The organism is Pseudomonas sp. H3_C08, from assembly GCF_054669455.1.
The window spans coordinates 343,855-368,206 of record NZ_CP162803.1; the positions used below are offsets into that span (position 1 = coordinate 343,855).

General features: G+C 59.7%; 28 protein-coding genes. 17 read left to right on the forward strand and 11 right to left on the reverse strand.

Translation table 11 applies throughout. The features are described from left to right. Positions 1-99: 99 nt before the first annotated feature. The 3 genes from rnd (at position 100) to AB4N74_RS01675 (ending at position 2,560) form a co-directional block, all read left to right on the forward strand. A complete protein-coding gene (rnd, locus tag AB4N74_RS01665) occupies positions 100-1,233 on the forward strand; it encodes a ribonuclease D (RefSeq protein ID WP_460098039.1) in 1,134 nt (377 codons plus the stop codon). Next, entirely contained in the window at positions 1,230-1,523 is a 294-nt protein-coding gene (locus tag AB4N74_RS01670) for a YcgL domain-containing protein (protein WP_093438239.1), read from the forward strand. The genes rnd and AB4N74_RS01670 overlap by 4 nt, the downstream gene beginning before the upstream one ends. Before the next feature lie 104 nt (positions 1,524-1,627). Beyond that, entirely contained in the window at positions 1,628-2,560 is a 933-nt protein-coding gene (locus tag AB4N74_RS01675) for a D-2-hydroxyacid dehydrogenase (protein WP_460098040.1), read from the forward strand. Between the two features lie 123 nt (positions 2,561-2,683). On the opposite strand, the gene AB4N74_RS01680 is transcribed toward AB4N74_RS01675, so the two are convergent. Continuing rightward, complete coding sequence (locus AB4N74_RS01680; RefSeq protein WP_186622705.1) at positions 2,684-3,277, reverse strand: nitroreductase family protein; 594 nt, start codon at positions 3,275-3,277, stop codon at positions 2,684-2,686. 279 nt (positions 3,278-3,556) lie between these two features. Here AB4N74_RS01680 and AB4N74_RS01685 point away from each other — a divergent pair, with 279 nt between their 5' ends. Next, positions 3,557-4,006 (forward strand): YcgN family cysteine cluster protein, encoded by a 450-nt coding sequence (locus AB4N74_RS01685; RefSeq protein WP_093438229.1) that lies wholly within the window; start codon positions 3,557-3,559, stop codon positions 4,004-4,006. Positions 4,007-4,041: 35 nt separating this feature from the next. Further along, complete coding sequence (locus AB4N74_RS01690) at positions 4,042-5,271, forward strand: hypothetical protein (RefSeq protein ID WP_460098041.1); 1,230 nt, start codon at positions 4,042-4,044, stop codon at positions 5,269-5,271. Positions 5,272-5,373: 102 nt separating this feature from the next. Here AB4N74_RS01690 and AB4N74_RS01695 read toward each other — a convergent pair whose 3' ends face one another. From AB4N74_RS01695 to AB4N74_RS01710, 4 genes are all read right to left on the reverse strand, one after another. Continuing rightward, complete coding sequence (locus tag AB4N74_RS01695) at positions 5,374-5,751, reverse strand: YgaP family membrane protein (protein ID WP_093438222.1); 378 nt, start codon at positions 5,749-5,751, stop codon at positions 5,374-5,376. Positions 5,752-5,832: 81 nt separating this feature from the next. After that, a complete protein-coding gene (locus AB4N74_RS01700) occupies positions 5,833-6,303 on the reverse strand; it encodes an RNA methyltransferase (protein WP_007911337.1) in 471 nt (156 codons plus the stop codon). A gap of 192 nt (positions 6,304-6,495) precedes the next feature. Then, a complete protein-coding gene (locus AB4N74_RS01705; protein ID WP_007911336.1) occupies positions 6,496-6,867 on the reverse strand; it encodes a YajD family HNH nuclease in 372 nt (123 codons plus the stop codon). Positions 6,868-6,915: 48 nt separating this feature from the next. After that, positions 6,916-7,602: a spermidine synthase gene (locus AB4N74_RS01710; protein WP_460098042.1), complete on the reverse strand. Its 687-nt coding sequence runs from the start codon at positions 7,600-7,602 to the stop codon at positions 6,916-6,918. Between the two features lie 79 nt (positions 7,603-7,681). Between AB4N74_RS01710 and AB4N74_RS01715 the strand changes: the two genes are divergently transcribed. After that, a complete protein-coding gene (locus tag AB4N74_RS01715; protein WP_460098043.1) occupies positions 7,682-7,966 on the forward strand; it encodes a hypothetical protein in 285 nt (94 codons plus the stop codon). Here AB4N74_RS01715 and AB4N74_RS01720 read toward each other — a convergent pair. Beyond that, positions 7,963-8,436, reverse strand: a complete 474-nt coding sequence (locus AB4N74_RS01720; RefSeq protein ID WP_034153174.1) for a cyclic nucleotide-binding domain-containing protein — start codon at positions 8,434-8,436, stop codon at positions 7,963-7,965. The two genes, AB4N74_RS01715 and AB4N74_RS01720, sit on opposite strands and share 4 nt — an antisense overlap. 202 nt (positions 8,437-8,638) lie before the next feature. After that, entirely contained in the window at positions 8,639-10,693 is a 2,055-nt protein-coding gene (locus AB4N74_RS01725; protein ID WP_460098044.1) for a S9 family peptidase, read from the reverse strand. A 237-nt stretch (positions 10,694-10,930) separates the two neighbouring features. On the opposite strand from AB4N74_RS01725, the gene AB4N74_RS01730 reads away from it, so the two are divergent. Genes AB4N74_RS01730 through AB4N74_RS01740 form a run of 3 tightly spaced genes read left to right on the forward strand, consistent with a single transcriptional unit; the run spans position 10,931 to position 12,775 of the window. After that, complete coding sequence (locus AB4N74_RS01730; RefSeq protein ID WP_034153176.1) at positions 10,931-11,428, forward strand: hypothetical protein; 498 nt, start codon at positions 10,931-10,933, stop codon at positions 11,426-11,428. Positions 11,429-11,443: 15 nt separating this feature from the next. Continuing rightward, positions 11,444-12,220, forward strand: a complete 777-nt coding sequence (locus AB4N74_RS01735) for a class II glutamine amidotransferase (RefSeq protein ID WP_257357432.1) — start codon at positions 11,444-11,446, stop codon at positions 12,218-12,220. Between the two features lie 12 nt (positions 12,221-12,232). Further along, on the forward strand, positions 12,233-12,775 hold the full coding sequence (locus tag AB4N74_RS01740; protein ID WP_460098045.1) for a DUF2937 family protein: 543 nt from the start codon (positions 12,233-12,235) through the stop codon (positions 12,773-12,775). Positions 12,776-12,882: 107 nt separating this feature from the next. Here AB4N74_RS01740 and AB4N74_RS01745 read toward each other — a convergent pair whose 3' ends face one another. Further along, positions 12,883-13,797, reverse strand: a complete 915-nt coding sequence (locus tag AB4N74_RS01745) for a LysR family transcriptional regulator (protein ID WP_099758274.1) — start codon at positions 13,795-13,797, stop codon at positions 12,883-12,885. Positions 13,798-13,957: 160 nt separating this feature from the next. On the opposite strand from AB4N74_RS01745, the gene AB4N74_RS01750 reads away from it, so the two are divergent. The 5 genes from AB4N74_RS01750 (at position 13,958) to AB4N74_RS01770 (ending at position 18,341) form a co-directional block, all read left to right on the forward strand. Next, entirely contained in the window at positions 13,958-15,244 is a 1,287-nt protein-coding gene (locus AB4N74_RS01750) for an MFS transporter (protein WP_460098046.1), read from the forward strand. Positions 15,245-15,306: 62 nt separating this feature from the next. Further along, a complete protein-coding gene (locus AB4N74_RS01755; protein WP_460098047.1) occupies positions 15,307-16,059 on the forward strand; it encodes a 5-oxoprolinase subunit PxpA in 753 nt (250 codons plus the stop codon). Beyond that, complete coding sequence (gene pxpB, locus AB4N74_RS01760) at positions 16,056-16,760, forward strand: 5-oxoprolinase subunit PxpB (protein ID WP_460098048.1); 705 nt, start codon at positions 16,056-16,058, stop codon at positions 16,758-16,760. The genes AB4N74_RS01755 and pxpB overlap by 4 nt, the downstream gene beginning before the upstream one ends. After that, a complete protein-coding gene (locus AB4N74_RS01765) occupies positions 16,757-17,674 on the forward strand; it encodes a 5-oxoprolinase subunit C family protein (protein WP_460098049.1) in 918 nt (305 codons plus the stop codon). Before pxpB ends, AB4N74_RS01765 begins: the two co-directional genes overlap by 4 nt. A 118-nt stretch (positions 17,675-17,792) precedes the next feature. Next, positions 17,793-18,341 carry a hypothetical protein gene (locus AB4N74_RS01770; protein WP_093438183.1) on the forward strand — a complete coding sequence of 183 codons (549 nt, stop codon included), beginning with the start codon at positions 17,793-17,795 and terminating at the stop codon, positions 18,339-18,341. 63 nt (positions 18,342-18,404) lie between these two features. Here the strand turns inward: AB4N74_RS01770 and AB4N74_RS01775 are convergent, their stop codons facing one another. Beyond that, positions 18,405-19,583 carry a vWA domain-containing protein gene (locus AB4N74_RS01775; RefSeq protein ID WP_007956512.1) on the reverse strand — a complete coding sequence of 393 codons (1,179 nt, stop codon included), beginning with the start codon at positions 19,581-19,583 and terminating at the stop codon, positions 18,405-18,407. A gap of 25 nt (positions 19,584-19,608) precedes the next feature. Beyond that, the gene (locus tag AB4N74_RS01780; RefSeq protein ID WP_460098050.1) at positions 19,609-20,454 is read right to left on the reverse strand and encodes an AAA family ATPase; all 846 of its coding nucleotides are present in this window, start codon (positions 20,452-20,454) and stop codon (positions 19,609-19,611) included. Positions 20,455-20,742: 288 nt separating this feature from the next. Here AB4N74_RS01780 and AB4N74_RS01785 point away from each other — a divergent pair, with 288 nt between their 5' ends. Continuing rightward, positions 20,743-21,039 carry a DUF2442 domain-containing protein gene (locus AB4N74_RS01785; RefSeq protein WP_286079754.1) on the forward strand — a complete coding sequence of 99 codons (297 nt, stop codon included), beginning with the start codon at positions 20,743-20,745 and terminating at the stop codon, positions 21,037-21,039. Here the strand turns inward: AB4N74_RS01785 and AB4N74_RS01790 are convergent. After that, a complete protein-coding gene (locus tag AB4N74_RS01790; RefSeq protein ID WP_093438171.1) occupies positions 20,999-22,075 on the reverse strand; it encodes a DUF748 domain-containing protein in 1,077 nt (358 codons plus the stop codon). The two genes, AB4N74_RS01785 and AB4N74_RS01790, sit on opposite strands and share 41 nt — an antisense overlap. Before the next feature lie 127 nt (positions 22,076-22,202). Here AB4N74_RS01790 and cysK point away from each other — a divergent pair, with 127 nt between their 5' ends. Both cysK and AB4N74_RS01800 read left to right on the forward strand, forming a co-directional pair. Next, a complete protein-coding gene (cysK, locus tag AB4N74_RS01795) occupies positions 22,203-23,177 on the forward strand; it encodes a cysteine synthase A (RefSeq protein ID WP_460098051.1) in 975 nt (324 codons plus the stop codon). 184 nt (positions 23,178-23,361) lie between these two features. Next, positions 23,362-24,300 carry an aspartyl/asparaginyl beta-hydroxylase domain-containing protein gene (locus AB4N74_RS01800; RefSeq protein ID WP_093438167.1) on the forward strand — a complete coding sequence of 313 codons (939 nt, stop codon included), beginning with the start codon at positions 23,362-23,364 and terminating at the stop codon, positions 24,298-24,300. Positions 24,301-24,352 lie beyond the last annotated feature (52 nt).

The following is a 24,352-nucleotide window of genomic DNA, read 5'->3' on the forward strand; positions in this document are numbered from 1 at the left end:
CTCTCTGGCAGGACATTTCGTTACAGCTCTTGCCCTTCACAGGCGCGTAAATCGCCAGTGGCGATATATACTGCGCGCCATTCTTCAAGGGAGAGCCGTGTGGCCATCGATATTCACTGGATTCGCGACAACGAAAGCCTCGCGCAGTTTTGCGCCGAGTGGCAGCAGCTGCCGTTCGTTGCCCTCGACACCGAATTCATGCGGGTCGACACCTTCTACCCGATTGCCGGCCTGTTGCAGGTGGGCGACGGCAAACGCGCCTACCTGATCGATCCGCTGACCATCAATGCCTGGCAACCGCTGGCTGCGTTGCTGGAGAACCCAGCGGTACTCAAAGTCCTGCACGCCTGCAGCGAAGACCTCGAAGTGCTGTTGCGCCTGACCGGCAGCCTGCCGGCCCCGATGTTCGACACGCAACTGGCCGCCGCTTACCTGAACCTCGGTTTCTCGATGGGTTATTCGCGACTGGTGCAGGAAGTGCTCGGCATTGAACTGCCGAAGGGCGAGACCCGTTCCGACTGGTTGCAGCGTCCGTTGTCCGAGACGCAAATCAGCTACGCCGCCGAAGATGCGGTGCATCTGGCGGAGGTTTTCGTACAGCTGCGACCGAAACTGTCTGACGACAAATTCGCCTGGGTGCTGGAGGACGGCGCTGAGCTGGTCGCCAACCTGCGCCGTGAAACCGACCCGTACGAGGTCTATCGCGAGGCCAAACTGGCGTGGAAACTCTCGCGTGCGCAACTGGCGGTTCTGCGTGAACTGTGCGCCTGGCGGGAAAAGGAAGCCCGCGCCCGCGATCTGCCGCGCAACCGCATCGTCCGCGAGCATTCGCTGTGGCCACTGGCCCGCACGCAACCGGACAACCTCGCGGCGCTGGGCAAAATCGAAGACATGCACCCGCGTACCGTGCGTCAGGACGGCCAATTTCTGCTTGATCTGATCAAGCGCTCTGGCAGTGTGGGGCCTGATCAATGGCCGCCCGCCGTAGCGGGGCCATTGCCGATCGAAGCCGCCGCGTTGATCAAACAATTGCGCGCATTGGGCCAGGCTGAGGCCGAGCGCCTGGGCATTGCCCCGGAACTGATGCTGCGCAAGAAAACCCTCGAAGCCCTGGTCAAAAGCGGCTATCCCGAGGGTCCTTACCAATTGCCTGAGTCGTTGCGTGGCTGGCGCCGCGAACTCATGGGCCAGAAGCTGCTCGACAGCCTGGCCACCGCCGGAGAACAGCCTTGAAACGTATTTGCTCTATTTACCAAAGCTCGAAGCGCAAGGGTATGTATCTCTATGTGCTCAAGAGCGATGAGCTGGAACGCGTGCCCGAGGCCCTGATGGCGGCTTTCGGCAAAGCCATATTTGCCTTCAGTCTGGTGTTGACGCCTGAGCGCAAACTGGCCAGCGAGGACATCGTCGTGGTCCTGGAAAACCTCGACAAGCAGGGCTACCACCTGCAAATGCCGCCGGCCGAGGACGAGTACATCGAGCACTTGCCCGAAGAGTTGCTGCGACGCAACGACCCGGTCTGATCTGCGCGGCTCTGTTCTGAGTCTCGGTTTACCCTGGAACTGTTTTTACCGCGATGGCCGGCTTAATCCGGCGGCCGTCTGCACGGTTTGCGAAAGGTTTGAAGATGCGCGTTCTGATTGCCGAACACGACCACGCGATATACGCCCGGCTGCTGCGTCAGGCAGCACCCGAGCTTGAAGTACTGACCAGCGGTGATTCCGCCGAGCTGGCCCGTCAAGCCGCCGATTGTCCGGTGTGGCTGGGGCAGCCGGATTTGCTTGCGACTCTGTTGCGCCAGGGGCACCAGCCACAATGGCTGCAATCGACCTGGGCCGGTATCACACCCTTGCTCGCTGACGGCTTGCGCCGCGATTACCGTTTGACCCGTGCAGTGGGGATTTTCGGTCAGGTGATGGCCGAGTATGTGCTGACCTACATTCTTGGCCATGAGCGCGAAGTGCTGGCGCGACTGGTCAGCCAGGTCGAGCGTAAATGGGACAACCGCAGCGGCCAGAGCCTGGTCGGGCGCAAAGTGCTGATCGTCGGCACCGGCGATATCGGCCAGAGCGTCGCGCAGTTTCTGCTGCCGTTCGGCATTGAGCTGTACGGGATTGCCAGCAGCGCCCGTGAGCAGGCGCCGTTTGTCGAGGTCGGTTCGATGGCTGATCTGCCGCGACTGGTGGGTGAAGTGGATTACGTGGTCAATCTGCTGCCGAACACCGAACACACCCATGATATCTACGACGCGGCGCTGTTCAAGCAATTCAAGCCAACCGGGTTGTTCATCAACGCCGGGCGCGGTGTCGCGGTGGTCGATGCCGATCTGGTGGATGCGTTGAAGGAAGGCCATCTGGCGGGGGCGGTGATCGACGTTTGCCGTCAGGAACCACTGCCGCAACGCCATCCATTCTGGACCGCTTGGGGCTTGCTGCTGACCGGGCACAGTTCGGCGCCGACGTCACCTGCGTTGATGGTGCAGCTGTTTGTCGAGAACCTGAAGGCGTATCAAGCGGGTGAAGCGTTGCGCGGGGAAGTGGATTTCAACCGCGGCTACTGACACACCACAATCAATGTAGGAGTGAGCCTGCTCGCGATGGCGGTGTGTCAGACAGCATTAATGTCGACTGACACGGCCTCATCGCGAGCAGGCTCACTCCTACACTTGGTTTTGCGCTGTGGCTTAGAGGGTGAAGTCGCCTTCCGCCGCCAGTTCATTCAGCGGGCGGCGCGGGCTCGGCTCTTCACGGGCCTGCAGGTATTCAGCCAGCGTTGCCTTGTCACCGAGCTTGCCGACGGCAACGGCCGCATGCAGCGCATAACCTTCAGGAATGTTCAGCTCCTTGCGCGTCAGTTCCTGATCGAACCCGGCCATGCCGTGGGTGTGCCAGCCACTGAGGCTTGCTTGCAGCGCCAGATGGCCCCACGCCGAGCCGGTGTCGAAGGTATGCCACAGCGCCGGGGTTTCTTCAGTGGCGCCTGGTGCAGTGAAGGTGGTTTTCGAAATCACGATTACCAAGGCCGAGGCATGCTGCGCCCAGCTACGGTTGAATTCGTTGAGCAGACCCAGATAACGCTCCCAGTTTGGCGTATCGCGACGCGCATAGAGGAAACGCCAAGGCTGCGAGTTGTACGCCGAGGGCGCCCAGCGTGCGGCTTCGAAGAAGCTCAGCAGGGTTTCTTCCGGGATCGCTTCGCCAGTGAAGGCGCGCGGCGACCAGCGGTCGGTGAATTGCGGGTGAATGGCGTAATCGGCAACGCGTGGGTTGGCACTCATCAAGAGATTCCTTGCTACGTTTGAGTCAGGGATTTGAATGAAAACCCGGCGGGATCAGTTGCGCTGAGCGATGGGGTTTTCCGAGCCTGAGGGTTCACCACAATGCAACGCGGTCGAGCGTTAATGGCTTGCGGGCAAGGCTCCTTGCGACTGGCAAAGCTACGCGCCGCCACAAAAACTGACAAGCCCCGCGCAACCGGCAGTCGCCGGCGCTTGGCCCGCAAGGCCTTGGGCACTAGACTGGCGGCCTTTTCACCACCTGATGTTGATGCTTGAGCCATGGCCGCCAAAGTCGAACCGTTCTGGAAACGCAAAACCCTCGATCAACTCGATCACCAGGAATGGGAATCGCTGTGCGACGGCTGTGGTCTGTGCTGCCTGCAAAAGCTTGAGGATGAGGAGGACAACAGCGTTTATTACACGCGCATTGCCTGCAAACTGCTGGACCTGAAAACCTGCCAGTGCAGCGATTATCCGAACCGCATCAAGTTTGTCCCGGACTGCATCCAGCTCACCCCGGGGCAGGCCGAAGAGTTCAAATGGCTGCCGCCGACCTGCGGTTATCGACTGGTCAGCGAGGGCAAGGATCTACCGTTGTGGCACCATCTGGTCTGCGGCGATCGCGACGCGGTGCACCACGAGCGGATTTCCCAGTCCGGGCGCATGCTCGCCGAAGGCAGCGTGCCGGAGGATGACTGGGAAGATCACCTGATTTTCCGCGCGGGCTGAATACCTGCTGATTCAAGCTTTACCAAGGAGTGCGTATGGCTGTCGGATTGCAGCGAGCGTTGATGATGGCGCTGCTGGCGCTGAGCGCCCCGGTGTGGGCGGCGAAGAAAGTCGATCTGGATTATCACGTGCGCCTGTTGCCGCAAAGCGATCAGGCCGAGGTGCGCCTGACCCTGGGCAAAGGCGAGGCGGTGCGCAGTCTCGATTTCGACCTTGGCGACGGCAGCCATTACAGCGACTTCAAGGCAGACGGCCAATGGCTGCTGACCCCGGGCAAAAACGCCCGGGGCGTCTGGCGCCCGACCAGTGACAAGGCCAGCCTGACTTACCGCGTGCGCATCAGCCACGGACGCAAGAACGGCAGTTTCGACACCCGCATGACCCCCAGCTGGGCATTGATGCGTGGCGATGAACTGGTGCCGCCAGCCAAACTCGATCAGCAGGACGGCACCGAACTGGTCGCGCGCCTGCAATTCGAATTGCCCGATGGCTGGAAAAGTATCGAAACCGCCTGGCCGCGTATCGGCAAGAACAAATTCCGCATCGACAACCCGTCACGCCTGTTTGATCGTCCGACGGGCTGGATGCTCGCCGGCCATCTCGGCAGCCGCCGTACGCGCCTGGGCGAAACCGAAGTCACCGTGGCTTCGCCGCAAGGGCAGGGCATGCGCCGGATGGACGTGCTGACCCTGCTTACGTTCGTCTGGCCGCAGGTGCAGGCGGTTTATCCACGCCATCCGGCTAAACTGTTGATCGTCGGTGCCAATGACCCGATGTGGCGCGGCAGCCTCGGCGCACATGAATCCATCTACGTGAACACGCGATTGCCGCTGGTCAGCGAAAGCGGCAGCAGTGCGCTGGTGCGCGAGCTGGCGCAGGTGTTCGGGCGGATTAACGACGAGCAGCGCAGCGACTGGATCAGCGAGGGTTTTGCCGAGTATTACGCCATTGAACTGGTGCGCCGTGCCGGCGGCATGAGCGATGAACGTTATCAGGCGCTACAGACGAAGCTGGCCAGGGACGGCCAGAAAGTCACGACGTTGCGCGGCGAGCAGATCAGCCCGGCGCAGGTGGCGAAAGCAGTGGTGGTGTTGCAGGAGCTGGATGGCGAGATTCGCCTGAAGACGCGCAACAAGCGTTCGCTGGATGATGTGTTGCGTGGAGCAATGCATTTGGGGACGGTGAGTACCAAGGAATTTCTACAACTGGCCGAGAGCGTGCTCGGCGAGTCCTCCAAAGTCCTTGATACCGCGTTGCTTCAGTGACACCGCTATCGCGAGCAGGCTCACTCCTACAAGGGACCGTATTCCAAATGTAGGAGTGAGCCTGCTCGCGATGGGGCCTCTAACCCCACCGCAAATCTCGGATCAAACCCCGGCTTTCGGCGACTTCACCGAATCATTGCCGGTCACGGTGGCGGTGCTGGTCGCCGCCTCGGCATTGGCTTTCAGCTTGCTCAACTCTTCCCCGGCCCGTTCGATCTTCGCCCGCACATTGTTCATGTCCTGACGACTCTTCTCGATCAGGCTTTTCATCGAACTGTGCCCGGTAATCCCGCGCGCCATCGCTACGCCGCCAATCGCCACCTGAATCAAACCGAACACACCGCCACGGCGCAGGCCCTTGCCGACCATGATCACGCCGCCCGCCAGCGAGCCGATGCGCTCCCAGCCTTCGACGTTCTGCTCGGAACGGCTCTGGAACGGGGTGGATTCGATACGTTCGACACGTTTGAGCTCGGTCATGATCTTTCTCCAGGCAATGAGTAATGGATAAACAAGCTGACTGCCGGAGCGGTCAGCTCGTTCCATCGGATCTGCGATGTTTCAGCGGAATTTGGGCCCGGAGCGGGTGTTCAAGCCCTTGGCCATGCGGTCGTAAAGCACGACGTTGACCGTGGCGGCGAGGTTCATGCAGCCGGTGGTCGGGATGTACACGACGTCTTCGCACCAGTCGCGGATCTCTTTGTCCAGCGAACCGTCTTCGGGGCCGAAGATGTACAGGGCGCGATCCGGGTGGGTGTATTCCGGCAGCGGGCGGGCGCCTTCGACCAGTTCCACGGCGACGGGCACGCAGTTGAGCGGGAGGATCTTTTTCAGATCGTCGATACCGATCAGCGGGATGTCGTAGTGCACGCGTTTGGTGTCGGTGACGAAGTCGGCGGCGCGTTCATAACGCTTGCCGGTGTAGAACACCGACGCCACGCCGTAGCAGCCTGCGGCGCGCATCACCGAACCGACGTTTTCCGGTGATTTGGGGTTATACAAACCAATGCAGCTGTACCGTTTGTCTGCCACGAGCGGGGTGCCTTCGGGAAAAAGAGCGCGATTATACGGGGATTGAACGGTTGTGGTCAGATCATGGAATGGCGGTGCCTGAGCGGCCGCCTTCGCGAGCAAGCTCGCTCCCACACTGGATCGGTGTCATACACAAAACCACTGTGGGAGCGAGCTTGCTCGCGAAGGGGCCAGTCAGACCGATGAAGGACTTTAGTCTTCTTTCTTCATCAACCCGGCCAGCGCAGCAAACGGGTTATGCGTCGCCTTGGCGATCTTCGGCGTGCTCAGCGAGCCTTCGCTGAAATACTGCTGGTCGGTATAGCGCGAGTGTTCGTTGTCGTGGCAATACAGGCACAACAGCTCCCAGTTCGAGCCGTCCTGCGGGTTGTTGTCGTGGTTGTGGTCGCGGTGGTGCACAGTCAGTTCGCTCAGGCGCTTGCCGGAAAACTCACGGGTACAGCGGCCACAGACGTGCGGGTACATCTTCAGGGCTTTGTCGCGGTAGCCCATTTCCTTGTCGCGCTGGTTGTCGGCGAGGATGCGATCCAGCTTCGACGTGTTGGTTGGGGTGGACGAACTCATGGGTTCACCTTTGTAAAAGACTGATGACGGTTATACGCAGAGTTTAGCTCAGCCCTTGAGCTTCTCGGCAATCCAGATCGTGTGGCGCGTGCCCTTGTTGCCGTGGGCGAAGACCTGGACTTCTTCGGCCTTGAAACCGGCCTTCTTCAATTTGTCGGAAAACAGCCGGTCGGCGCTGGCCGACCACACTGCGAGCATGCCTTTCGGGCGCAGGGCTTTGGCGCAGGCATTCAGACCAGCGGCGGAGTACAGCCAGCTGTTGGCTTTCTGGGTCAGGCCTTCGGGGCCGTTGTCGACGTCGAGCATGATTGCGTCGAAACCGTTCGGCTCACTTTGCAGCACCTTGGCCACGTCTTCCTGACGGATCACCGTGCGCGGATCCAGCAGCGGACGGCCGGACTTTTCGCCGAGCGGGCCACGGTTCCACTCGACCACGCCGGGGACCAGTTCCGCGACCACCACTTCGGCAGTCTTGCCCAGATGCTTGAGCGCGGAGGCGAGGGTGAAACCCATGCCCAGACCGCCGATCAGCACCCGCGAATTCGGCCGGCCAGCGACCTTGCGGCACGGAATTTCGGCCAGCGCATCTTCGGAACCGTGCATGCGCGTGTTCATCAATTGTCCGCCGTCGCCGCCCTGGATCTTGATGACAAAATCCTCGCCATACTCGAACAGGCACAGGGCACCGCCGCTTTCAGGGATCGGGGTGGTGTCGAGCAGAACGAAACGTTTCATGGAAATCTCTACAAGGGGGAAGGCAAGCAGGCCCGTTGGGAGTAGCCTGAGCGCAGACTAAGGCCAAACGGAGCCCTTGATGAAGCGCACCATTCTAACGGTCATTGCCCTGGCCGCGCTCTCGATTACTGCAGTGCAGGCGCAGCAGGTCGTTCCAGTCAGCCCGGCGCCGCAACCCGGCTCGCCTGGCACCGCTACACCGACACCGTATCCGCAGATCACGCCGATCAACATTCCCAAGTCGGGTGCCGGCAGTGGCAGCCCGCCGCTGGTGCCGATTGAAATGCCCAGTCCGCCGAGCAAGGATCAACCGCTGCCGGGCATCGAGCCGAGTGGCACCAAGGCGAAGCCCCCCGGCGGTTAAACCTGTTGCGCCGCCAGTTGGCCGTCGGCCATGCGCAGGCGTTTCGACAGAGAGACGGCGAGGGCGCGGATGATTTTCGCGGCGATCTTCGGCGCGTCGTTGAGCATTTTTTCCAGCGAGTCTTTGCCGAGGTTCAATAGCTGACAGTTTGTCGCCGCCACGCACGTTGCCGAGCGTCGTTCGCCATCGAGCACGGCCATTTCGCCGAAGGCCCGACCGCTGCGCAGGGTGGCCATGGTGATTACCTGGCCATCGGGGCCGGTTTTCTGCACGGCCACTTGGCCGGTGTGGAGGATGCACATGAAACTGCCGGCATCGCCCTCGCGGAAAATCGCCTCGCCTTCAGCCACGGTGCTGATGCTGAAGTAGCCGGAAGCGGCCGCAAAGTCGGCCAGCTGCAATTGATCGAACAGGCCACAGTCCATCAGCCAGTCGCGGATTTCGTTGTTCAGGAAGGTCGGTTCTGACATGTCGTCACGGTCTTTTTGTTTTCACTGTTTCAGGCTTCACACGATCCCTTGTAGGAGTGAGCCTGCTCGCGATAGCGGTCGGTCATTCAAATCATCTTTAACTGACATACCGTTATCGCGAGCAGGCTCACTCCTACTGGGGATCTGTGGGGTATCGGCCTCTTGGGTCTGCAATTAAGACCCAAGTGACCGACGGAGTTCCTCAGGCCAGACCCAGAACCTTGAAAACAAATGCGTATTCGAGTGCTACGTCACGTAATCCCTGATAACGCCCGCTCATCCCGCCATGCCCGGCGCCCAGTTCAGTCTTGAGCAGCAGCACGTTGTCGTCGGTTTTGGATGCACGCAGTTTCGCCACCCACTTGGCCGCTTCCCAGTACTGCACGCGGCTGTCGTTGTAACCGGCGATCACCAGCGTCGCTGGATAATCCTGCGCACTGACGTTTTCGTACGGCGCATAAGCCTTGATCCGCTCGTAAACCTCCGGCTCTTCGGGATTGCCCCACTCGTCGTACTCGGTAACGGTCAGCGGCAGTTCCGGGTCGAGCATGGTATTGAGCACATCGACGAACGGCACTTCAGCAATTGCCACGCCGAACAGATCCGGACGCTGGTTGAGCACCGCGCCAATCAGCAAACCACCCGCGCTGCCGCCGCTGATCGCCAGTTTATCGGCCGTGGTAATGCCGTTGAGGATCAGAAACTCGGCACAGGCAATGAAGTCGCTGAAGGTGTTGTGCTTGTGTTCCTGCTTGCCGGCGCGATACCAGGCCTCGCCCAATTCACCGCCGCCGCGCACATGCGCAATCGCGAAGGCCATGCCACGATCCAGAAGGCTCAGGCGGGCGTGGGAAAACCACGGATCAAGGCTCGAACCGTAAGCGCCGTAACCGTAGAGATACAGCGGCACGGCTTTGCCAACCATGTCGCGCTTCATCACCAGGCTGATCGGCACTTGCGTACCGTCCGGCGCAGTCGCCCACAGGCGTTGGCTGACGTAGGCGTCGGCGTCGAACGGGCCGAGCACCGGGGTTTCTTTCAACACTGCTTGTTCGCCGCTGGCGAGGATCAGTTGGCGAACTTGCGCCGGACGGTTCAACGCCTCGTAGCGCAGGCGAATGCGGTCGCTCTCGAACTCCAGGCTGTTTTGCACATAGAGACTGTAGGCCGCGTCCGGCAATTGCACGCGATACGGCGCCAGACCGTGTGGGTGAACTTCTATGATCGGCAGGCCGCCCTCGCGCAGGCTCAGGGTCATGGCCTCGGTGTTGAGGCTGACGCCATCGAGCATCACCGTATCGCTGTGGGGGATCAGGTTCTGCCAGTTGGCTTCGGTCGGCGCGGTGCCGCTGTCCGGTGCCTGATACAAGGCATAGTTGATGCCGTCACGGTTGGTGCGGATAAACCACGTCCACACGCCATCGAGCAGGCCGTGATCGACATCATATTCATGATCCTCGACCCGTGGCGCCAGGCAGGTGAACGGCAGGTGCGGCTGGTTGGCGTCCAGCGCCCAGACTTCGCTGGTGGTCTTGCTGCCCAGCGACAGGAGCAACTGCTGTTCGGAGCTGGAGCGGTAGCAATGCAGGAAGAAGCGCCCGTCCGGCTCGTGGAACACCTCTTCGGCGGCGGTGCCGTCGAGGCGGTAGCGGAAGAGTTTGTGCGGGCGGTGCGTGTCGTCGAGTACGCCGAAGAACAGGGTCAGGCTGTCGTTGGCCCAGGTCATGCTGCCGTCGCAGTCTTCGAATTCCAGTTCGCTGACTTTGTCGTTGGCCAGTTCCTTGACAAACAACGTGTAAATCTCATCGCCCGAGGCATCAACGCTGTAGGCCAGACGCTGGTGATCCGGGCTGATACTGAATGCACCCAGCGAGAAGAAACCGCCGTTGGCCAGTACATTCGGGTCGAGCAGCAGTTGTTCGCGACTTTCATCGAGGCTCAGGCTGTCGTCCGCCGGACGCGGGCAGCGGTAATGCCGGGCGTATTCATCGCCCGCTGTGGTGCGCGTGTAATACAGGTACGGACCCCAAGGCGAGGGCAGGGACAGGTCGGTTTCCAGAATCCTGCCCTTGATCTCTTCGAACAGGCTTTCACGCAGCTCGGCCTGATCGGCGGTTTGCGCTTCCTGGTAGGCGTTTTCGGCCTTGAGGTAATCGAGTACCGCGTCGGTGTCGCGCTCCTGCAGCCAGGCATACGGGTCGGCACCGGGCGCCTTGTGGGCAATCGGGGCACTGAGGACGTTGGCGGATTCGGGCATGAAAGGTTCTCGGACAATTTACGGAATAAGGGTTTTCGCGGATCTTGAAACCGCCGCAGACCCCTGTGGGAGCGAGCTTGCTCGCGAAGGCGTCGTGTCAGATGACATTTGTTTCACTGACCCACCGCTTTCGCGAGCAAGCTCGCTCCCACAGGGTTTGCTGCTGGCCGTCTGGTATTGGGACAAGCCGCACGGGCGAAAAGTCGTTACTATAAGCGCCTCTTTGCCTGCCTTGCCATGGACACCATGACCGAGAACGACTATCTGATCGCCTGGGGCCTCTACGCCTTTGCTGCTGTGGGCTGCCTGTTGGTATGGATGCGCCTGACCACCTGGATGTGGCGCTGGTTGCGCGAACCGCTGCGCGTCTTGATGGCCGTGTTGCTGTTCAGCCCGACCATCATTGATCCGGTGAAAGCCAAAGTTGCGCCGTCCATCGCCATTACTGCGCTGGATCTGGCCTTCAAGGTCGGCAACAACGCCTGGCGAGCGATCTCCGATCTGTTCATGTACAGCATGATCGCTTTCGGCATCTACCTGATCTTTGTGCTGATCCGCTTTCCGATCGAACGGGCTTCCCGTGCGCGTCGTGAACAGGCAGAGGCCGCCAAAGCAGCTGCCCGCGCTGATGACCGCGACGACGATCAGCCGTTTGGCGGCGCCGGCGATGACCGCTATGGCCGTCCACCTCTGCCAAACAATCCGCAGCGTATGCGGGTCGAGCCGCGCCTGTAACCCGAGAGTCCGCACATGTGTGAATTACTGGGCATGAGTGCCAACGTGCCGACCGATATCGTGTTCAGCTTCACCGGCCTGATGCAGCGCGGCGGCCGCACCGGCCCGCACCGCGACGGCTGGGGCATCGCCTTTTATGAAGGCCGTGGCTTGCGTCTGTTTCAGGACCCGGCCGCGAGTTGCGAGTCGGAAGTCGCCAATCTGGTGCAGCGCTATCCGATCAAGAGTGAAGTGGTCATCGGCCACATCCGCCAGGCCAATGTCGGCAAGGTCTGCCTGTCCAACACCCACCCGTTCGTCCGTGAACTGTGGGGACGCAACTGGTGCTTTGCGCACAACGGCCAGCTCGCCGATTTCACCCCGATCAAAAGCTTCTACCGGCCGGTCGGCGATACCGACAGCGAAGCGGCTTTCTGCGATTTGCTTAACCGCGTGCGTGCAGCATTCCCGGAGCCGGTCGATATAGAAGCGCTGTTGCCGGATCTGGTCGCTGCGTGCGCCGAATATCGCAGCAAAGGCGTGTTCAACTGCCTGCTCAGCGATGGCGACTGGCTGTTCTGCTTTTGCTCGACCAAACTCGCCCAGATCACCCGCCGCGCCCCGTTCGGCCCGGCGCGCCTGAAAGATGTCGACGTGATCGTCGATTTCCAGGCGGAAACCACGCCCAACGACGTGGTCACCGTGATCGCCACCGAGCCTTTGACCGAAAACGAAACCTGGACCCGCTACGAACCGGGCCAATGGAGCCTGTGGCGACGCGGCGAATGCGTCAGTCAGGGCAAGACCGAATAAGGATTGCACCCCATGTTGCTCAGTTATGTACGGCTGGTGTTGTTTGCGGCGGGCCTGTTGATCGGTGTCCAGGTGCCAGGCTTCATCAACGATTACGCGAAACGCGTGGAGGCGCACCTGATCGAGGCGCAGACCGGCCTGCGCGGTTTTCAGGGCACTGCCGAGCAGTTTTTCAAGGGCGATATGCAGGCGCTGGTCGCGCATTATCGCGCCAGTGAAGACCCGGTATTTCGCCGCGATGCCGACAGCCTGAGCACCTTGCTCAGCCGCCAGATTGCGCTGGACAAGCAGTTCCAGGCGATGCAAGGCCCGTGGTACATCCGCTTCCTGCAAGTGGTGCTGGCCGCTGATCCGGATATCCGCAAGGAAACCTGGAATGGCTACAGCTACCAGATCCTGCTGACGCCGGAAGCGATGATCTGGGGCATGAGCGGCGCGTTGCTGCTGTCGTTCGGCATTGAATGCCTGTTCCGCTTGATCGACTGGGTCGTACTCGGTGGCCGGCGTCTGCGCCAGAGCCGGCCGATCGAAGACCGCGACGTGCGCGGGTTGTAAAAACCAAGAGCAAAGATCGTCCGATCGCGGCCCGAACCTTCGGCAGCTCCTTGATCTCTGTAGGAACTGCCGAAGGTTCGGGCCGCGATCGGACGATCTTTTGCTTTTCAGGGATTTAAAACCACATACCCTTCACCCATTTTCTGGGCATACCCCTCCAGCACCTGCTGACACAACGTCACAATCTCCTCGACCCATTCCACGCCTACCCGCCACGACACCACCACTTGCAGATTCGGCGGTCGCTGATCGATGTCGAGCAAGGTCAACTCGCCCCGCGCCAGTTCCTCGGCCACCAACACGGGCGGCAGCACACCAATCCCGAATCCATCGCGCAACAACCGCGTGATCGCCGACACCGAATTCACGCAATTCAAGCGCGGCGCCGGCACGCCATTGGTCTGCATCAGCGCCAGAAGATCCTGATGCGGCCGGGAGTTTTTCGAGTAGGTAATGATCCGTTCCTGGGCCAGTTCGGCGAGGTCGGCGTAGTCGCGGTTGTAGATCGAATTACTGGCGACAATCCAGCCCAGCGGATGGCTGGCCAGCTCCAGGCTGCGCACGCTTTCATGACGGATCAGATCGGTTTGCAGAACGATGTCGAGAAAGCCTTTTTGCAGTTGATCGCAGAGGTTCAGCGAGGTATCCGCCACCAGCTCGATTTCCACCCGCGGATACAGATCGGTCATCTGCGCCACCAACGGGCTGAGCCAAGTGTGAATTACCGTGTCCATCACGCCGATGCGCACCCGGCCGACTTTGCTCGAGCGGGTTTCGATCGATTGCTTGAGCGCCGACATCGTGTCGAGCATTTGCTCGGCATATTCCAGCACTTTCAAGCCTTCGGGCGTCAGGCTGACACCGCGCGAATCGCGCAGAAACAGCTTCACCCCCAGCTCGCCTTCCAGCACCGCAATGCGGCTGGAGATCGACGCCTGAGTGGTGAACAGCTTGTCGGCGGTCAGGCGAAAACTCTTCAGTCGGGCGACCCAGACAAAGGTCTCGAGAAACTTCAGGTTCATGGGCAAGGCTCGGGTGACAAATTTTTCTTATGGCTAGGGCGGGTTTTTATTCGTTGGACGCAGCAGGGCCGCGCGACGAAAAATCGACGCATCCGGCCCCCACGATAGGCGTCGTCGGGGCTACGAACAAGACCAATAAAAAAACCTGCGGAGATAAGCCATGCGTGCTCCCGGCACCCTAGAAGTCCCCAAGGCAACGGCGCGTCCGGGGCCGTTCGACTGGTATCGCAACATCAATCAGCAGGAGCGTCGCACGTTCTGGAGCTGCAAGATCGGCTACGGTCTGGACGGCATGGACACGCAGATGCTCAGCTTCGTCGTGCCGACACTGATCGCGATGTGGGGCATCACCACCGGCGAAGCAGGACTGATTCACACCAGCACATTGATCGCTTCGGCCATCGGCGGCTGGGTTGCGGGGATTCTCTCTGACCGCATCGGCCGTGTACGCACCTTGCAACTCACCGTGCTGTGGTTCGCCTTCTTCACCTTTCTCTGCGGCTTCGCGCAAAACTACGAACAACTGTTGATCGCACGTACCTTGATGGGCTTCGGTTTCGGCGGCGAGTGGACGGCCGGTGCAGTGCTGATCGGCGAGGTGATCCGCGCCAAGGACCGAGGCAAAGCGGTGGGCATGGTGCAATCCGGTTGGGCGCTGGGTTGGGGGCTGACGGCGATTTTGTATGCGCTGCTGTTCTCGGTGTTGCCGCCGGAAGACGCCTGGCGTGCCTTGTTCATCCTCGGCATCGTGCCGGCGATTTTTGTGATTTTCGTCCGTCGTCTGGTCAAGGATCCGGAGATATATCGCGAGGCCAAGGCCCAACAAACGCCGGAGACTCAGTCGAAGTTCTACGAGATCTTCGCCCCCGGCATGCTCTTCACCACGTTTCGCGCTTCACTGCTGACCACCGGCGCGCTGGGCGGCTATTACGCGATCACTTCCTGGCTGCCGACCTTCCTGAAAAACGAACGCGGCTTGAGCGTACTCGGCACCGGCGGCTATCTGGCCATGGTGATTGTCGGTTCCTACGTCGGCTATGTGATCAGCGCCTATCTGACTGATCTGTTGGGGCGGAAAAAGAACTTCATCCTCTTCGCAGTCGGTTCGTTCACCATCGTTCTGCTCTATACGCAACTGCCGGTGAGCAACGGCGTGATGCTATGGCTGGGCTTCCCGCTGGGCTTCTTTGCCTCGGGGATTTTCAGCGGCATGGGCGCATTTCTGACCGAGCTGTTCCCTACGCGAATTCGCGGTTCGGGGCAGGGCTTCTGCTACAACATCGGTCGGGCGCTGGCGGCCCTGTTTCCGCTGCTGATCGGCCTGCTCAGCCAGAAGGTGCCGTTGAGCGTCGGCATTGGCGCCTTCGCGGCGGTGTCCTACGGCGTGGTGATTATCGCGGCACTGAGTCTGCCGGAAACCCGTGGCAAGCAACTCGATGCGCAGTAACTGATAACCTGCAAAGCAAAGTCCTACAGATAAAAAGACAAGCACCTACAGGAGTGTTCACCGTGAGCCGCCTGCTATTGAATTGCGACATAGGCGAGAGCTTCGGCAGCTGGACCATGGGTCTGGACGCCGAAATCATGCCCTTCATCGATTGCGCCAACGTGGCCTGTGGTTTCCACGCCGGCGATCCGAGCATCATGCGCAAGACCGTCAGTCTGGCCCTGAGCCACGGTGTGCAAATCGGTGCACACCCGGCCTATCAGGATCTGGTCGGTTTCGGCCGTCGCTCCATGGCGTACTCCGCGCAAGAGCTGCAGGACATCCTGCATTACCAGATCGGCGCTCTTGACGGCATTTGCAAAGCCCAGGGTGGCCGTGTCAGTTACGTCAAACCTCATGGCGCGATGTACAACGACATGATGGCCAACCCGGCACAATTGCGTGCGGTGATTCAGGCGGTGGCCGCTTACGACCGCGGCCTGCCGCTGATGCTGATGGCCACCCGCGACAACGCTGCCGCGCAGCAGATCGGCGATGAGTATGGCGTGAACCTGTGGTTCGAAGCCTTCGCCGATCGCGCTTACGACAACGCCGGCAAACTGGTTTCACGACAATTGCCGGGCGCGGTGCATCACGACCCCGAGGTAATCATCGAACAAGCCCTGACCATTGCCCGTGGTGACAACCTCGCCGCCAGCGATGGCAGCGCCTTGCGCCTGCACGCCAATACCCTCTGCGTGCACGGTGATAACGCCAGTTCGGTGGCCGCCGTGCAGCGCATTCGCGAGGCCTTGAATCAGCAGCGTGCGTCATGAACCCAAGGATTGAAGTGGTGGCACTGGATTGCCTGATGCTGCGTCTGTTCGATGAAATTGCCGAAGCCAACATGCCGTGGATGCTCGCTGCCAGTGAGCGTTTGCGCGGGGCATTCGGCGCGCAACTGATCGATCTGGTGCCGTCCTATACGACGTTGATGGTGCATTACGATCTGACTGCACTGAGCCCGAGTCAGGCGCGGAAATTGATTGCCGAGGCGTTGATCGACCTGTCGCCGAATGCGCGAACTGGCGGTCAATGTCATGTGTTGCCGGTCTGGTATGACCTCAGCGTCGGGCCAGAATTGAGCCTGCTCGCCGAGCGTAGTGGGCTGGCAGTGGAGGAGGTGATCCGTCGTCACAGCGGACGTGAATATCAGGTATTCGCCCTGGGTTTCGCACCGGGGTTCGCCTTTATGGGGCTGGTCGAAGAGGTTCTGGCGGCGCCACGTCTTAACACGCCGCGCAAGAAAGTCGCTGCGGGCAGTGTCGGCATTGCCGAGCGCCAAACCGCTGCGTATCCCGTGGTCTCGCCCGGTGGCTGGAATCTGATCGGCCGCACCCCGGCGAAACTGTTCGACCGCAACCGCGAGGGCTACAGCCTGATGCAACCGGGCGACACGGTGCGATTCGAGGCGGTCGGTCATGCCGAGTTCATCAATCTGGGCGGCGATGACACACCACTGGAGGCGCTGGCATGAGCCGACTGACGATTGAAGCGAGTACACCGCTGTGCCTGTTGCAGGACGCGGGCCGTTTCGGCGTACGGCATCTGGGCGTGACCCAGGGCGGCGCGGCAGACTGGTGTTCGATGAGTTGGGCCAACTGGCTGCTCGGCAATGAGCTGGACGCAACGGTGATCGAAATCACCCTCGGCGGCCTGGCCGTGGTGGCCGAAGAGGAGTGTTGGCTGGCCTTGGCCGGTGCGGATCTTGCCGCACGGATCGACGGGCAGCCGCTGGCGCCGTGGCGCAGTTTCAAGTTGGGCAAAGGGCAGACGTTGCAACTCACTCAACCGTTGCTTGGTGCCCGGGCTTATCTGGCCGCGCCCGGCGGTTTTCAAGCACCGCAGGTCTTGGGCAGTAGCGCCACGGTTGTCCGCGAAGAACTCGGTGGACTTGATGGCATGGGCTTACCGTTGGCGAAAGGGGCGGTGCTGAGTTATTGCGGTGAATCGCGGCTGCTGCGGGAAGTGCCTTTGCCGTTGCAGCCGGATCTGAAATCGAATGCACCGCTGGATCTGGTACTCGGCGCGCAGATCGGCCAGTTCAGCGGACAGAGCCTGTTTGATGTGTTTAACACGACCTGGGCTGTGGACAGTCGCGCTGATCGCATGGGCATTCGCTTGTTGGGCAGCGCCTTGCACTATCAGGGACAACCGATGATTTCCGAAGGCATTCCGCTCGGTGCGGTGCAAGTGCCGCCGGACGGGCAGCCGATCGTCTTGCTCAATGATCGCCAGACCATTGGTGGATATCCACGCTTGGGGGCGTTGACGCCGTTGGCGCTGGCGCGGCTGGCGCAGCGTCTGCCGGGTGACAAGGTTAGGTTCACCCCGGTCATGCAGGAACGTGCATGGCACGACCATATCAACTACCTGAAGTCCTACTTGTAATTGTCCGTATTTCGGACTGAAGACCGAGACGTTTCCTGACACTTTGGTAAGTCGCCCTACATCACGCGTCGAGAGGGTGTGGAACTATCGGTCTTCATCTTTTACAAGGAAGTTACAGATGCGTTTTATGAAAGTGATGGCCCCGTCAGAGGGCGAGTGTGCGAACCGTGTCGATGGGCACATTGTCGGTTTTTATGAGGATGTGGGCAGCGTGCCGGTTTATCGGGCGAGCATCGATCGTTTCTACAATGTGCAACGACTGGACGCCGAACATGCCGGTAATCAGGACATCGTTGCGCGTATCGAGACATTCATGTCCACCGCAACGGTCGACATGATGCGAATGTTTCACTGGAATCACCGCACAGAGGCACGCGGTCAATCCATGGAACTGATTGCCGAGGGGAAAAGCTGCGAAACGGAGGCGACCCGGGTCAGGTTTCGTTTTCTGTCGCCAGAGGGCGAGATGAAGAGTGAAATGACCCTGAGTTCTGAAACGGATATTGAAAAAACTCGCAGGGTAGAGTTGGAAAGCGGTGGGGTGAAAGTGGTCGCCAAAGGGAAGAAAAAACGTCGCGGGCAAAAAACTGCCTCAGTCGGGCCGGCGATTCAGGACACCGTTTTTATGGACAGGCTCTGCAAGACCTATCTCGCATCAGGTTGGTAAAACGGCCACCGATTCCGTACGGAATTGAGGGTTCCCACGCTCACGTGGGAACCCCTCTGGCCGTTATTTCGACAAAAACCGCATCCCTTCCTCAAGCCCGCGCAACGTCAACGGATACATCTGATCCTCGATCAGATCCCGCACGATATTGGTCGACGAGGTATAGCCCCAGGTGTCTTTCGGGTACGGATTGATCCAGATGAGCTTTTTGTACTTCTCCATGAAGCGCTGCATCCACACGTAACCCGGCTCTTCGTTCCAGTGCTCGACACTGCCGCCGGCCTGGGTAATTTCATATGGCGCCATGGCGGCGTCACCGATGAAGATCACTTTGTAGTCGGCGCCGTACTTGTGCAGCAGGTCCTGGGTCGAAGTGCGCTCCGAGGTGCGGCGCATATTGTTCTTCCACACCGATTCATAAATGAAGTTGTGGAAGTAGAAATACTCCAGATGCTTGAACTCGGTCTTGCAGGCCGAGAACAGTTCCTCGCAGATCTTCACGTGCGCGTCCATCGAGCCGCCGATGTCGAACAGCAACAACAACTTCACTGTGTTGCGCCGTTCCGGGCGCATCTGAATATTCAGCAGACCGGCGTCCTTGGCGGTGTGGTCGATGGTGCCGTCGATATCCAGCTCTTCTGCCGCGCCTTGGCGGGCGAATTTGCGCAGTCGGCGCAGGGCGACTTTGATGTTGCGCGTGCCCAATTCCACCGAATCATCGAGGTTCTTGTACTCGCGCTGATCCCAGACTTTCACGGCTTTGCCCTGGCGCTTGCCAGCATCGCCGACCCGAATGCCTTCCGGGTTGAAGCCACCGGAGCCGAACGGGCTAGTGCCGCCAGTGCCAATCCATTTGTTGCCGCCGGCGTGGCGCTCCTTCTGTTCCTCCAGACGCTTTTTGAACTCTTCGATGAGCTTGTCCAGGCCACCAAGGGACTGGATCTGAGCACGTTCCTCATCCGTCAGCGAACGCTCGAACTCCTTGCGCAGCCAGTCTTCGGGAATCAATGCCTGCAAGTGATCGTCGAGCTTTTCCAGGCCATTGAAGTAGGCGCCGAACGCGCGGTCGAACTTGTCGAAATGGCGTTCGTCCTTCACCAGAATCGCCCGCGACAAGTAATAGAACTCGTCCATGTCGGCGAAGGTCACGCGCTGTTTCAGCGCGTTGATCAGGTCGAGCAGCTCACGCACCGACACCGGCACCTTGGCTGCACGCATTTCATTGAAGAGGTTGAGCAGCATAACGATGGCCCCTGCTTACAAGTGCTTAGCGAGAGCCGCGACGGCTCATGAACGCCAGGCGCTCAAGCAATTGCACGTCCTGTTCGTTCTTCACCAAAGCACCGGCCAGTGGCGGAATCGCCTTGGTTGGATCGCGCTCACGCAGCACCGCTTCGCCGATATTGTCGGCCATCAGCAGCTTCAGCCAGTCCACCAGCTCCGAGGTCGACGGCTTCTTCTTCAGGCCCGGCACCTTGCGCACGTCGAAGAACACGTCCAGCGCTTCGCTGACCAGATCCTTCTTGATGTCCGGGTAGTGCACGTCGACGATTTTTTGCAGGGTAGTGCGGTCGGGGAAAGCAATGTAATGGAAGAAGCAGCGGCGCAGGAAGGCGTCCGGCAGCTCTTTCTCATTGTTGGAGGTAATGATGATGATCGGGCGTTTTTTCGCCTTGATGGTCTCGTCGATTTCGTAAACGTAGAACTCCATCTTATCGAGTTCTTGCAGCAGGTCGTTGGGGAACTCGATGTCGGCCTTGTCGATTTCGTCGATCAGCAAAATGACCCGCTCCTCGGACTCGAAAGCCTCCCAGAGCTTGCCCTTCTTCAGGTAATTGCGCACGTCGTGGACTTTTTCGTTGCCCAATTGCGAGTCGCGCAGACGGCTGACCGCATCGTATCCGTAGAGACCCTGATGGGCCTTGGTGGTGGACTTGATGTGCCAGGTGATCAACTTGGCGCCGAACGATTCGGCCAGTTGCTCGGCGAGCATGGTCTTGCCGGTGCCCGGCTCGCCCTTGACCAGCAGTGGCCGTTCCAGGGTGATGGCGGCGTTGACTGCCAGCTTCAGGTCATCGGTGGCGACGTAGGCCTGGGTGCCTTCGAACTTCATCTGCTAATCCTCGAACGGTAACGCCGACCTGACGGGCAGGGCGGGGGCGAAATAATCGGATGCCCGACTATAACGCGCAGCCCGGTCGACTGTGAACGCAGACGGCTTATTCAGTCTCTGAATGGGGCGTCACATGTTGACTCAGTCTCGGCCGATGGCCAGTATTCAGGTATCGCCGATTTGGCGATAGCCTTCAGGATGTCCACTGAATCTGTGGCGAGGGAGCTTGTTCCCGCCGGGCTGCGAAGCAGTCCCCATGTGCCTGGAGGCGCTGAATTGATGCTATCCATGAAACGACCACGCTTGGCGGCAGTTACTGCAGTCTCTGATTGCCGGCTTGCACTGGACTTTGTTGATGGTCGAGCGCTGACACTCGATTTAAGTCGAGATATTCAAACGTGTAAGCAGTTGCAGCCCTTGCTTGATCCCCAAGTCTTTGCGACTGCCATCTTGGGCGATAAAGGTTGGACCGTTGAATGGCCGGCCCCGGATATTCAGATTGGCGCCGATACTCTATATCTGGATGCTTTTCCAGAAATGAACTCTAACCCGCATCCGGCTTCGGCCGCTCATACCGGGCGTTGAACGCCTGTATGAATCCATTGCGCAAAATCTGCAAAAACGCTTCGAACGCGCTGATGTTTTGCTGATGCACGTTACCGCTGAGTTCGACCTTGGTGGCGAACTGGTTTTTCGCCTGATTCTTCAGCACGGTTTCCGAGCCACCGACGATGGCTTCCCAGACCGAGCGGAAGATGCTTTTGTTCTTGTTTTCCACGTCCTGCTGCCAGTTGAACACTTCGACATCGCGCAGCAGCGGTTTGATGTAGCCGTTGACCTGGGCTTTTTTGGCTTGGGCTTCGATCACCACGTCACCGTGGCCTGCGTTGAAGTCGAACTTGCCGTAGGCCGAGGCGAAGTCGTTCATGCTCTTGAGTTCGATGTCTTTGGCGCGCAGGCGGAACTGGAAGTCTTCAAAATTGCTCAGCGGGTCGAAGGTGGCAGTGGTTTCCAGTGGCGCATGCCCGAGCAAAAGCGCTTTGCCTTCGAAACGCGCGTCACGTTTGCCCTGATTGTCGACCACGTTGGTCAGGTTGTAGATGCTGGCCTCGACGTTGGTGGCGTTCATATTGACCGGTGGCTTGGAGTTGAAATTGCGGAAAGTGATTTTGCCTTCGTGAATCTGGACCTCGTCGAGGGTAATCGGCAGCAATTTGCCCAGTTGTGCGCGCCAGTCGGTGCCTTGACCGGTTTGAGAGTTCTGCTTGTTGGCACCGCCGTCGACGAAGTTAATCTCAGGTTTGACGAATTTCACCTGGGCTACGACGGCATGGTCATACCACAGCGAATGCCAGCTGACCGCCAGATCGATCAGCGGAGCATTGACGAACGGCACCGGTACCTTGCCGTCGACCTTGACGATCTTCAGTCCATTGATCTTGTAGGCGCCGCGCCATAGGGCGAGGTCGACATCAGTGATCTGGCCCCGATAGTCACCCATGTCCGCCAGTTTGCCGTTCAGGTAGTCGCGCACCATGTAAGGCAGGGCGATGTGCAGTGCGATCAGCAGCACAACGACGACGGCGAAAATCCCTAGTGGCCAACTGTAGCGACGCTTCATGACGGCAATTCCCTGACGATGTAAGCGATTGACTGTTACGTCGAGCAGACGTTCGACCCGACTGGACTGTGATGGGCAACAGGCATACCTTGGAAGGCTGAATTCAACGCTGCATAAGGACCCAGCCATGAGCCGTATTTTTGCTGACAACGCCCATTCCATCGGTAATACGCCGCTGGTGCAGATCAACCGCATCGCACCGCGTGGCGTGACCATTCTGGCCAAGATCGAGGGGCGCAACCCCGGTTATTCGGTCAAGTGCCGGATCGGCGCCAACATGATCTGGGACGCCGAAAGCAGCGGCAAACTGAAGCCGGGCATGACCATTGTCGAACCGACGTCGGGCAACACGGGGATCGGTCTGGCCTTTGTTGCCGCGGCCCGTGGGTACAAGTTGATGCTGACCATGCCGGCCTCGATGAGCATCGAACGCCGTAAAGTCCTCAAGGCTCTGGGCGCCGAACTGGTGTTGACCGAGCCGGCAAAGGGCATGAAAGGCGCAATCGAGAAGGCGGCCGAAATCGTTGCCAGCGATGCCGACAAATATTTCATGCCGGCGCAGTTCGATAACCCGGCCAACCCCGCCATTCACGAAAAGACCACCGGTCCGGAAATCTGGAACGACACTGACGGTGCCGTCGATGTACTGGTAGCGGGCGTCGGCACCGGCGGAACCATCACCGGCGTTTCGCGGTATATCAAGAATATCCAAGGCAAACCGATTCTTTCGGTGGCCGTGGAGCCGATGTCGTCGCCGGTGATCACCCAGGCGCTGGCGGGTGAAGAAATCAAACCGAGCCCGCACAAGATTCAGGGGATCGGTGCCGGCTTTGTGCCGAAGAACCTGGATCTGTCGATGGTCGACCGGGTCGAGCAGGTCACCGACGAAGAGTCCAAGGCAATGGCCCTGCGCTTGATGCAGGAAGAGGGGATTCTATGCGGCATCTCCTGCGGTGCAGCGATGGCAGTCGCGGTGCGTTTGGCGGAGACGCCGGAGATGCAGGGCAAGACTATCGTGGTGATTCTGCCCGACTCCGGCGAGCGTTATCTGTCGAGCATGCTGTTCAGCGATCTGTTCACTGAGCAGGAGACTCAGCAGTAATCCAGTTGATTCAGATCAGCCGGGGTTCAGGATCGTTATGCTAATAAATGCTTTGTTGCGCAATTCTTAACACTGAATCTTGTGTAAGGCGGGTTTTGCCCGGCGCCGGTAGTGTTTATCATGGCCGGCTGCCATGCCGGGTAAAGGGCATTGCGCAGCGTTGTCTTTATTCAAGGAGTCGTTGATGACCTTTTCGTTAGCCGCCAAGGTATTGGTGCTGCTGCTGTTCGTGGGCAGCATCCTCTATGTGCATTTGCGCGGCAAGGCGCGTTTGCCGGTTCTGCGCCAGTTCGTCAACCACTCGGCGCTGTTCGCTCCGTACAACGCCCTGATGTACCTGTTCTCCGGCGTGCCGTCCAAGCCGTACCTGGATCGCAGCAAATTTCCGGAACTGGACGTGCTGCGCGACAATTGGGAAACCATTCGCGACGAGGCCATGCACCTGTTCGACGAGGGCTATATTCGCGCGGCAGAAAAGAACAACGACGCCGGTTTCGGCTCGTTCTTCAAGAAGGGCTGGAAGCGTTTCTACCTCAAATGGTACGACAAACCGCTGCCATCGGCCGAAACCCTGTGCCCGAAAACCGTGGCGCTGGTCAGTGCGATTCCCAACGTCAAAGGCGCGATGTTTGCGCTGTTGCCGGGTGGCAGCCACTTGAACCCGCACCGCGATCCGTTCGCCGGCTCGCTGCGTTATCACCTCGGCTTGTCGACGCCGAACTCCGACGATTGCCGGATCTTTGTTGATGGTCAGGTTTATGCCTGGCGTGACGGTGAAGACGTAATGTTCGACGAGACCTACGTGCATTGGGTCAAGAATGAAACCGACCAGACCCGCGTGATCCTGTTCTGCGACGTCGAGCGTCCGCTGAGCAACCGCCTCATGACCCGCATCAACCGCTCGATCAGCGCCTGGCTCGGCCGTGCCACCGCACCGCAGAACCTTGATGATGAACGCGTCGGCGGGATCAACCAGGCCTACGCCTGGAGCAAGAACTTCAGCGACAAGTTCAGTGGCGTGGTCAAGCAGTGGAAACGCCGTCATCCGAAAGCCTACCGCGTGATGCGTCCGGTGCTGGCGGTGGTGGTATTGACGTTGTTGGGGTATTGGCTGTTTGGCTGAGGCTGGACAGGCAATGAAAAACCGCTCCTTGTGAGCGGTTTTTTATTATCTG

Coding starts and splice junctions, on each gene's coding strand:
- AB4N74_RS01690 (WP_460098041.1), top strand. CDS start 4,042: ATGGCTGTCGGATTGCAGCGAGCGTTGATGATGGCGCTGCTGGCGCTG.
- AB4N74_RS01705 (WP_007911336.1), bottom strand. CDS start 6,867: ATGAGTTCGTCCACCCCAACCAACACGTCGAAGCTGGATCGCATCCTC.
- AB4N74_RS01790 (WP_093438171.1), bottom strand. CDS start 22,075: ATGAAGCGTCGCTACAGTTGGCCACTAGGGATTTTCGCCGTCGTCGTT.
- AB4N74_RS01750 (WP_460098046.1), top strand. CDS start 13,958: ATGCGTGCTCCCGGCACCCTAGAAGTCCCCAAGGCAACGGCGCGTCCG.
- AB4N74_RS01780 (WP_460098050.1), bottom strand. CDS start 20,454: ATGAAGTTCGAAGGCACCCAGGCCTACGTCGCCACCGATGACCTGAAG.
- AB4N74_RS01775 (WP_007956512.1), bottom strand. CDS start 19,583: ATGCTGCTCAACCTCTTCAATGAAATGCGTGCAGCCAAGGTGCCGGTG.
- AB4N74_RS01785 (WP_286079754.1), top strand. CDS start 20,743: ATGAAACGACCACGCTTGGCGGCAGTTACTGCAGTCTCTGATTGCCGG.
- AB4N74_RS01765 (WP_460098049.1), top strand. CDS start 16,757: ATGAGCCGACTGACGATTGAAGCGAGTACACCGCTGTGCCTGTTGCAG.
- pxpB (WP_460098048.1), top strand. CDS start 16,056: ATGAACCCAAGGATTGAAGTGGTGGCACTGGATTGCCTGATGCTGCGT.
- AB4N74_RS01800 (WP_093438167.1), top strand. CDS start 23,362: ATGACCTTTTCGTTAGCCGCCAAGGTATTGGTGCTGCTGCTGTTCGTG.
- AB4N74_RS01720 (WP_034153174.1), bottom strand. CDS start 8,436: ATGTCAGAACCGACCTTCCTGAACAACGAAATCCGCGACTGGCTGATG.
- AB4N74_RS01735 (WP_257357432.1), top strand. CDS start 11,444: ATGTGTGAATTACTGGGCATGAGTGCCAACGTGCCGACCGATATCGTG.
- AB4N74_RS01715 (WP_460098043.1), top strand. CDS start 7,682: ATGAAGCGCACCATTCTAACGGTCATTGCCCTGGCCGCGCTCTCGATT.
- AB4N74_RS01770 (WP_093438183.1), top strand. CDS start 17,793: ATGCGTTTTATGAAAGTGATGGCCCCGTCAGAGGGCGAGTGTGCGAAC.
- AB4N74_RS01730 (WP_034153176.1), top strand. CDS start 10,931: ATGGACACCATGACCGAGAACGACTATCTGATCGCCTGGGGCCTCTAC.
- AB4N74_RS01695 (WP_093438222.1), bottom strand. CDS start 5,751: ATGACCGAGCTCAAACGTGTCGAACGTATCGAATCCACCCCGTTCCAG.
- AB4N74_RS01685 (WP_093438229.1), top strand. CDS start 3,557: ATGGCCGCCAAAGTCGAACCGTTCTGGAAACGCAAAACCCTCGATCAA.
- AB4N74_RS01675 (WP_460098040.1), top strand. CDS start 1,628: ATGCGCGTTCTGATTGCCGAACACGACCACGCGATATACGCCCGGCTG.
- AB4N74_RS01740 (WP_460098045.1), top strand. CDS start 12,233: ATGTTGCTCAGTTATGTACGGCTGGTGTTGTTTGCGGCGGGCCTGTTG.
- AB4N74_RS01680 (WP_186622705.1), bottom strand. CDS start 3,277: ATGAGTGCCAACCCACGCGTTGCCGATTACGCCATTCACCCGCAATTC.
- cysK (WP_460098051.1), top strand. CDS start 22,203: ATGAGCCGTATTTTTGCTGACAACGCCCATTCCATCGGTAATACGCCG.
- AB4N74_RS01710 (WP_460098042.1), bottom strand. CDS start 7,602: ATGAAACGTTTCGTTCTGCTCGACACCACCCCGATCCCTGAAAGCGGC.
- AB4N74_RS01725 (WP_460098044.1), bottom strand. CDS start 10,693: ATGCCCGAATCCGCCAACGTCCTCAGTGCCCCGATTGCCCACAAGGCG.
- AB4N74_RS01745 (WP_099758274.1), bottom strand. CDS start 13,797: ATGAACCTGAAGTTTCTCGAGACCTTTGTCTGGGTCGCCCGACTGAAG.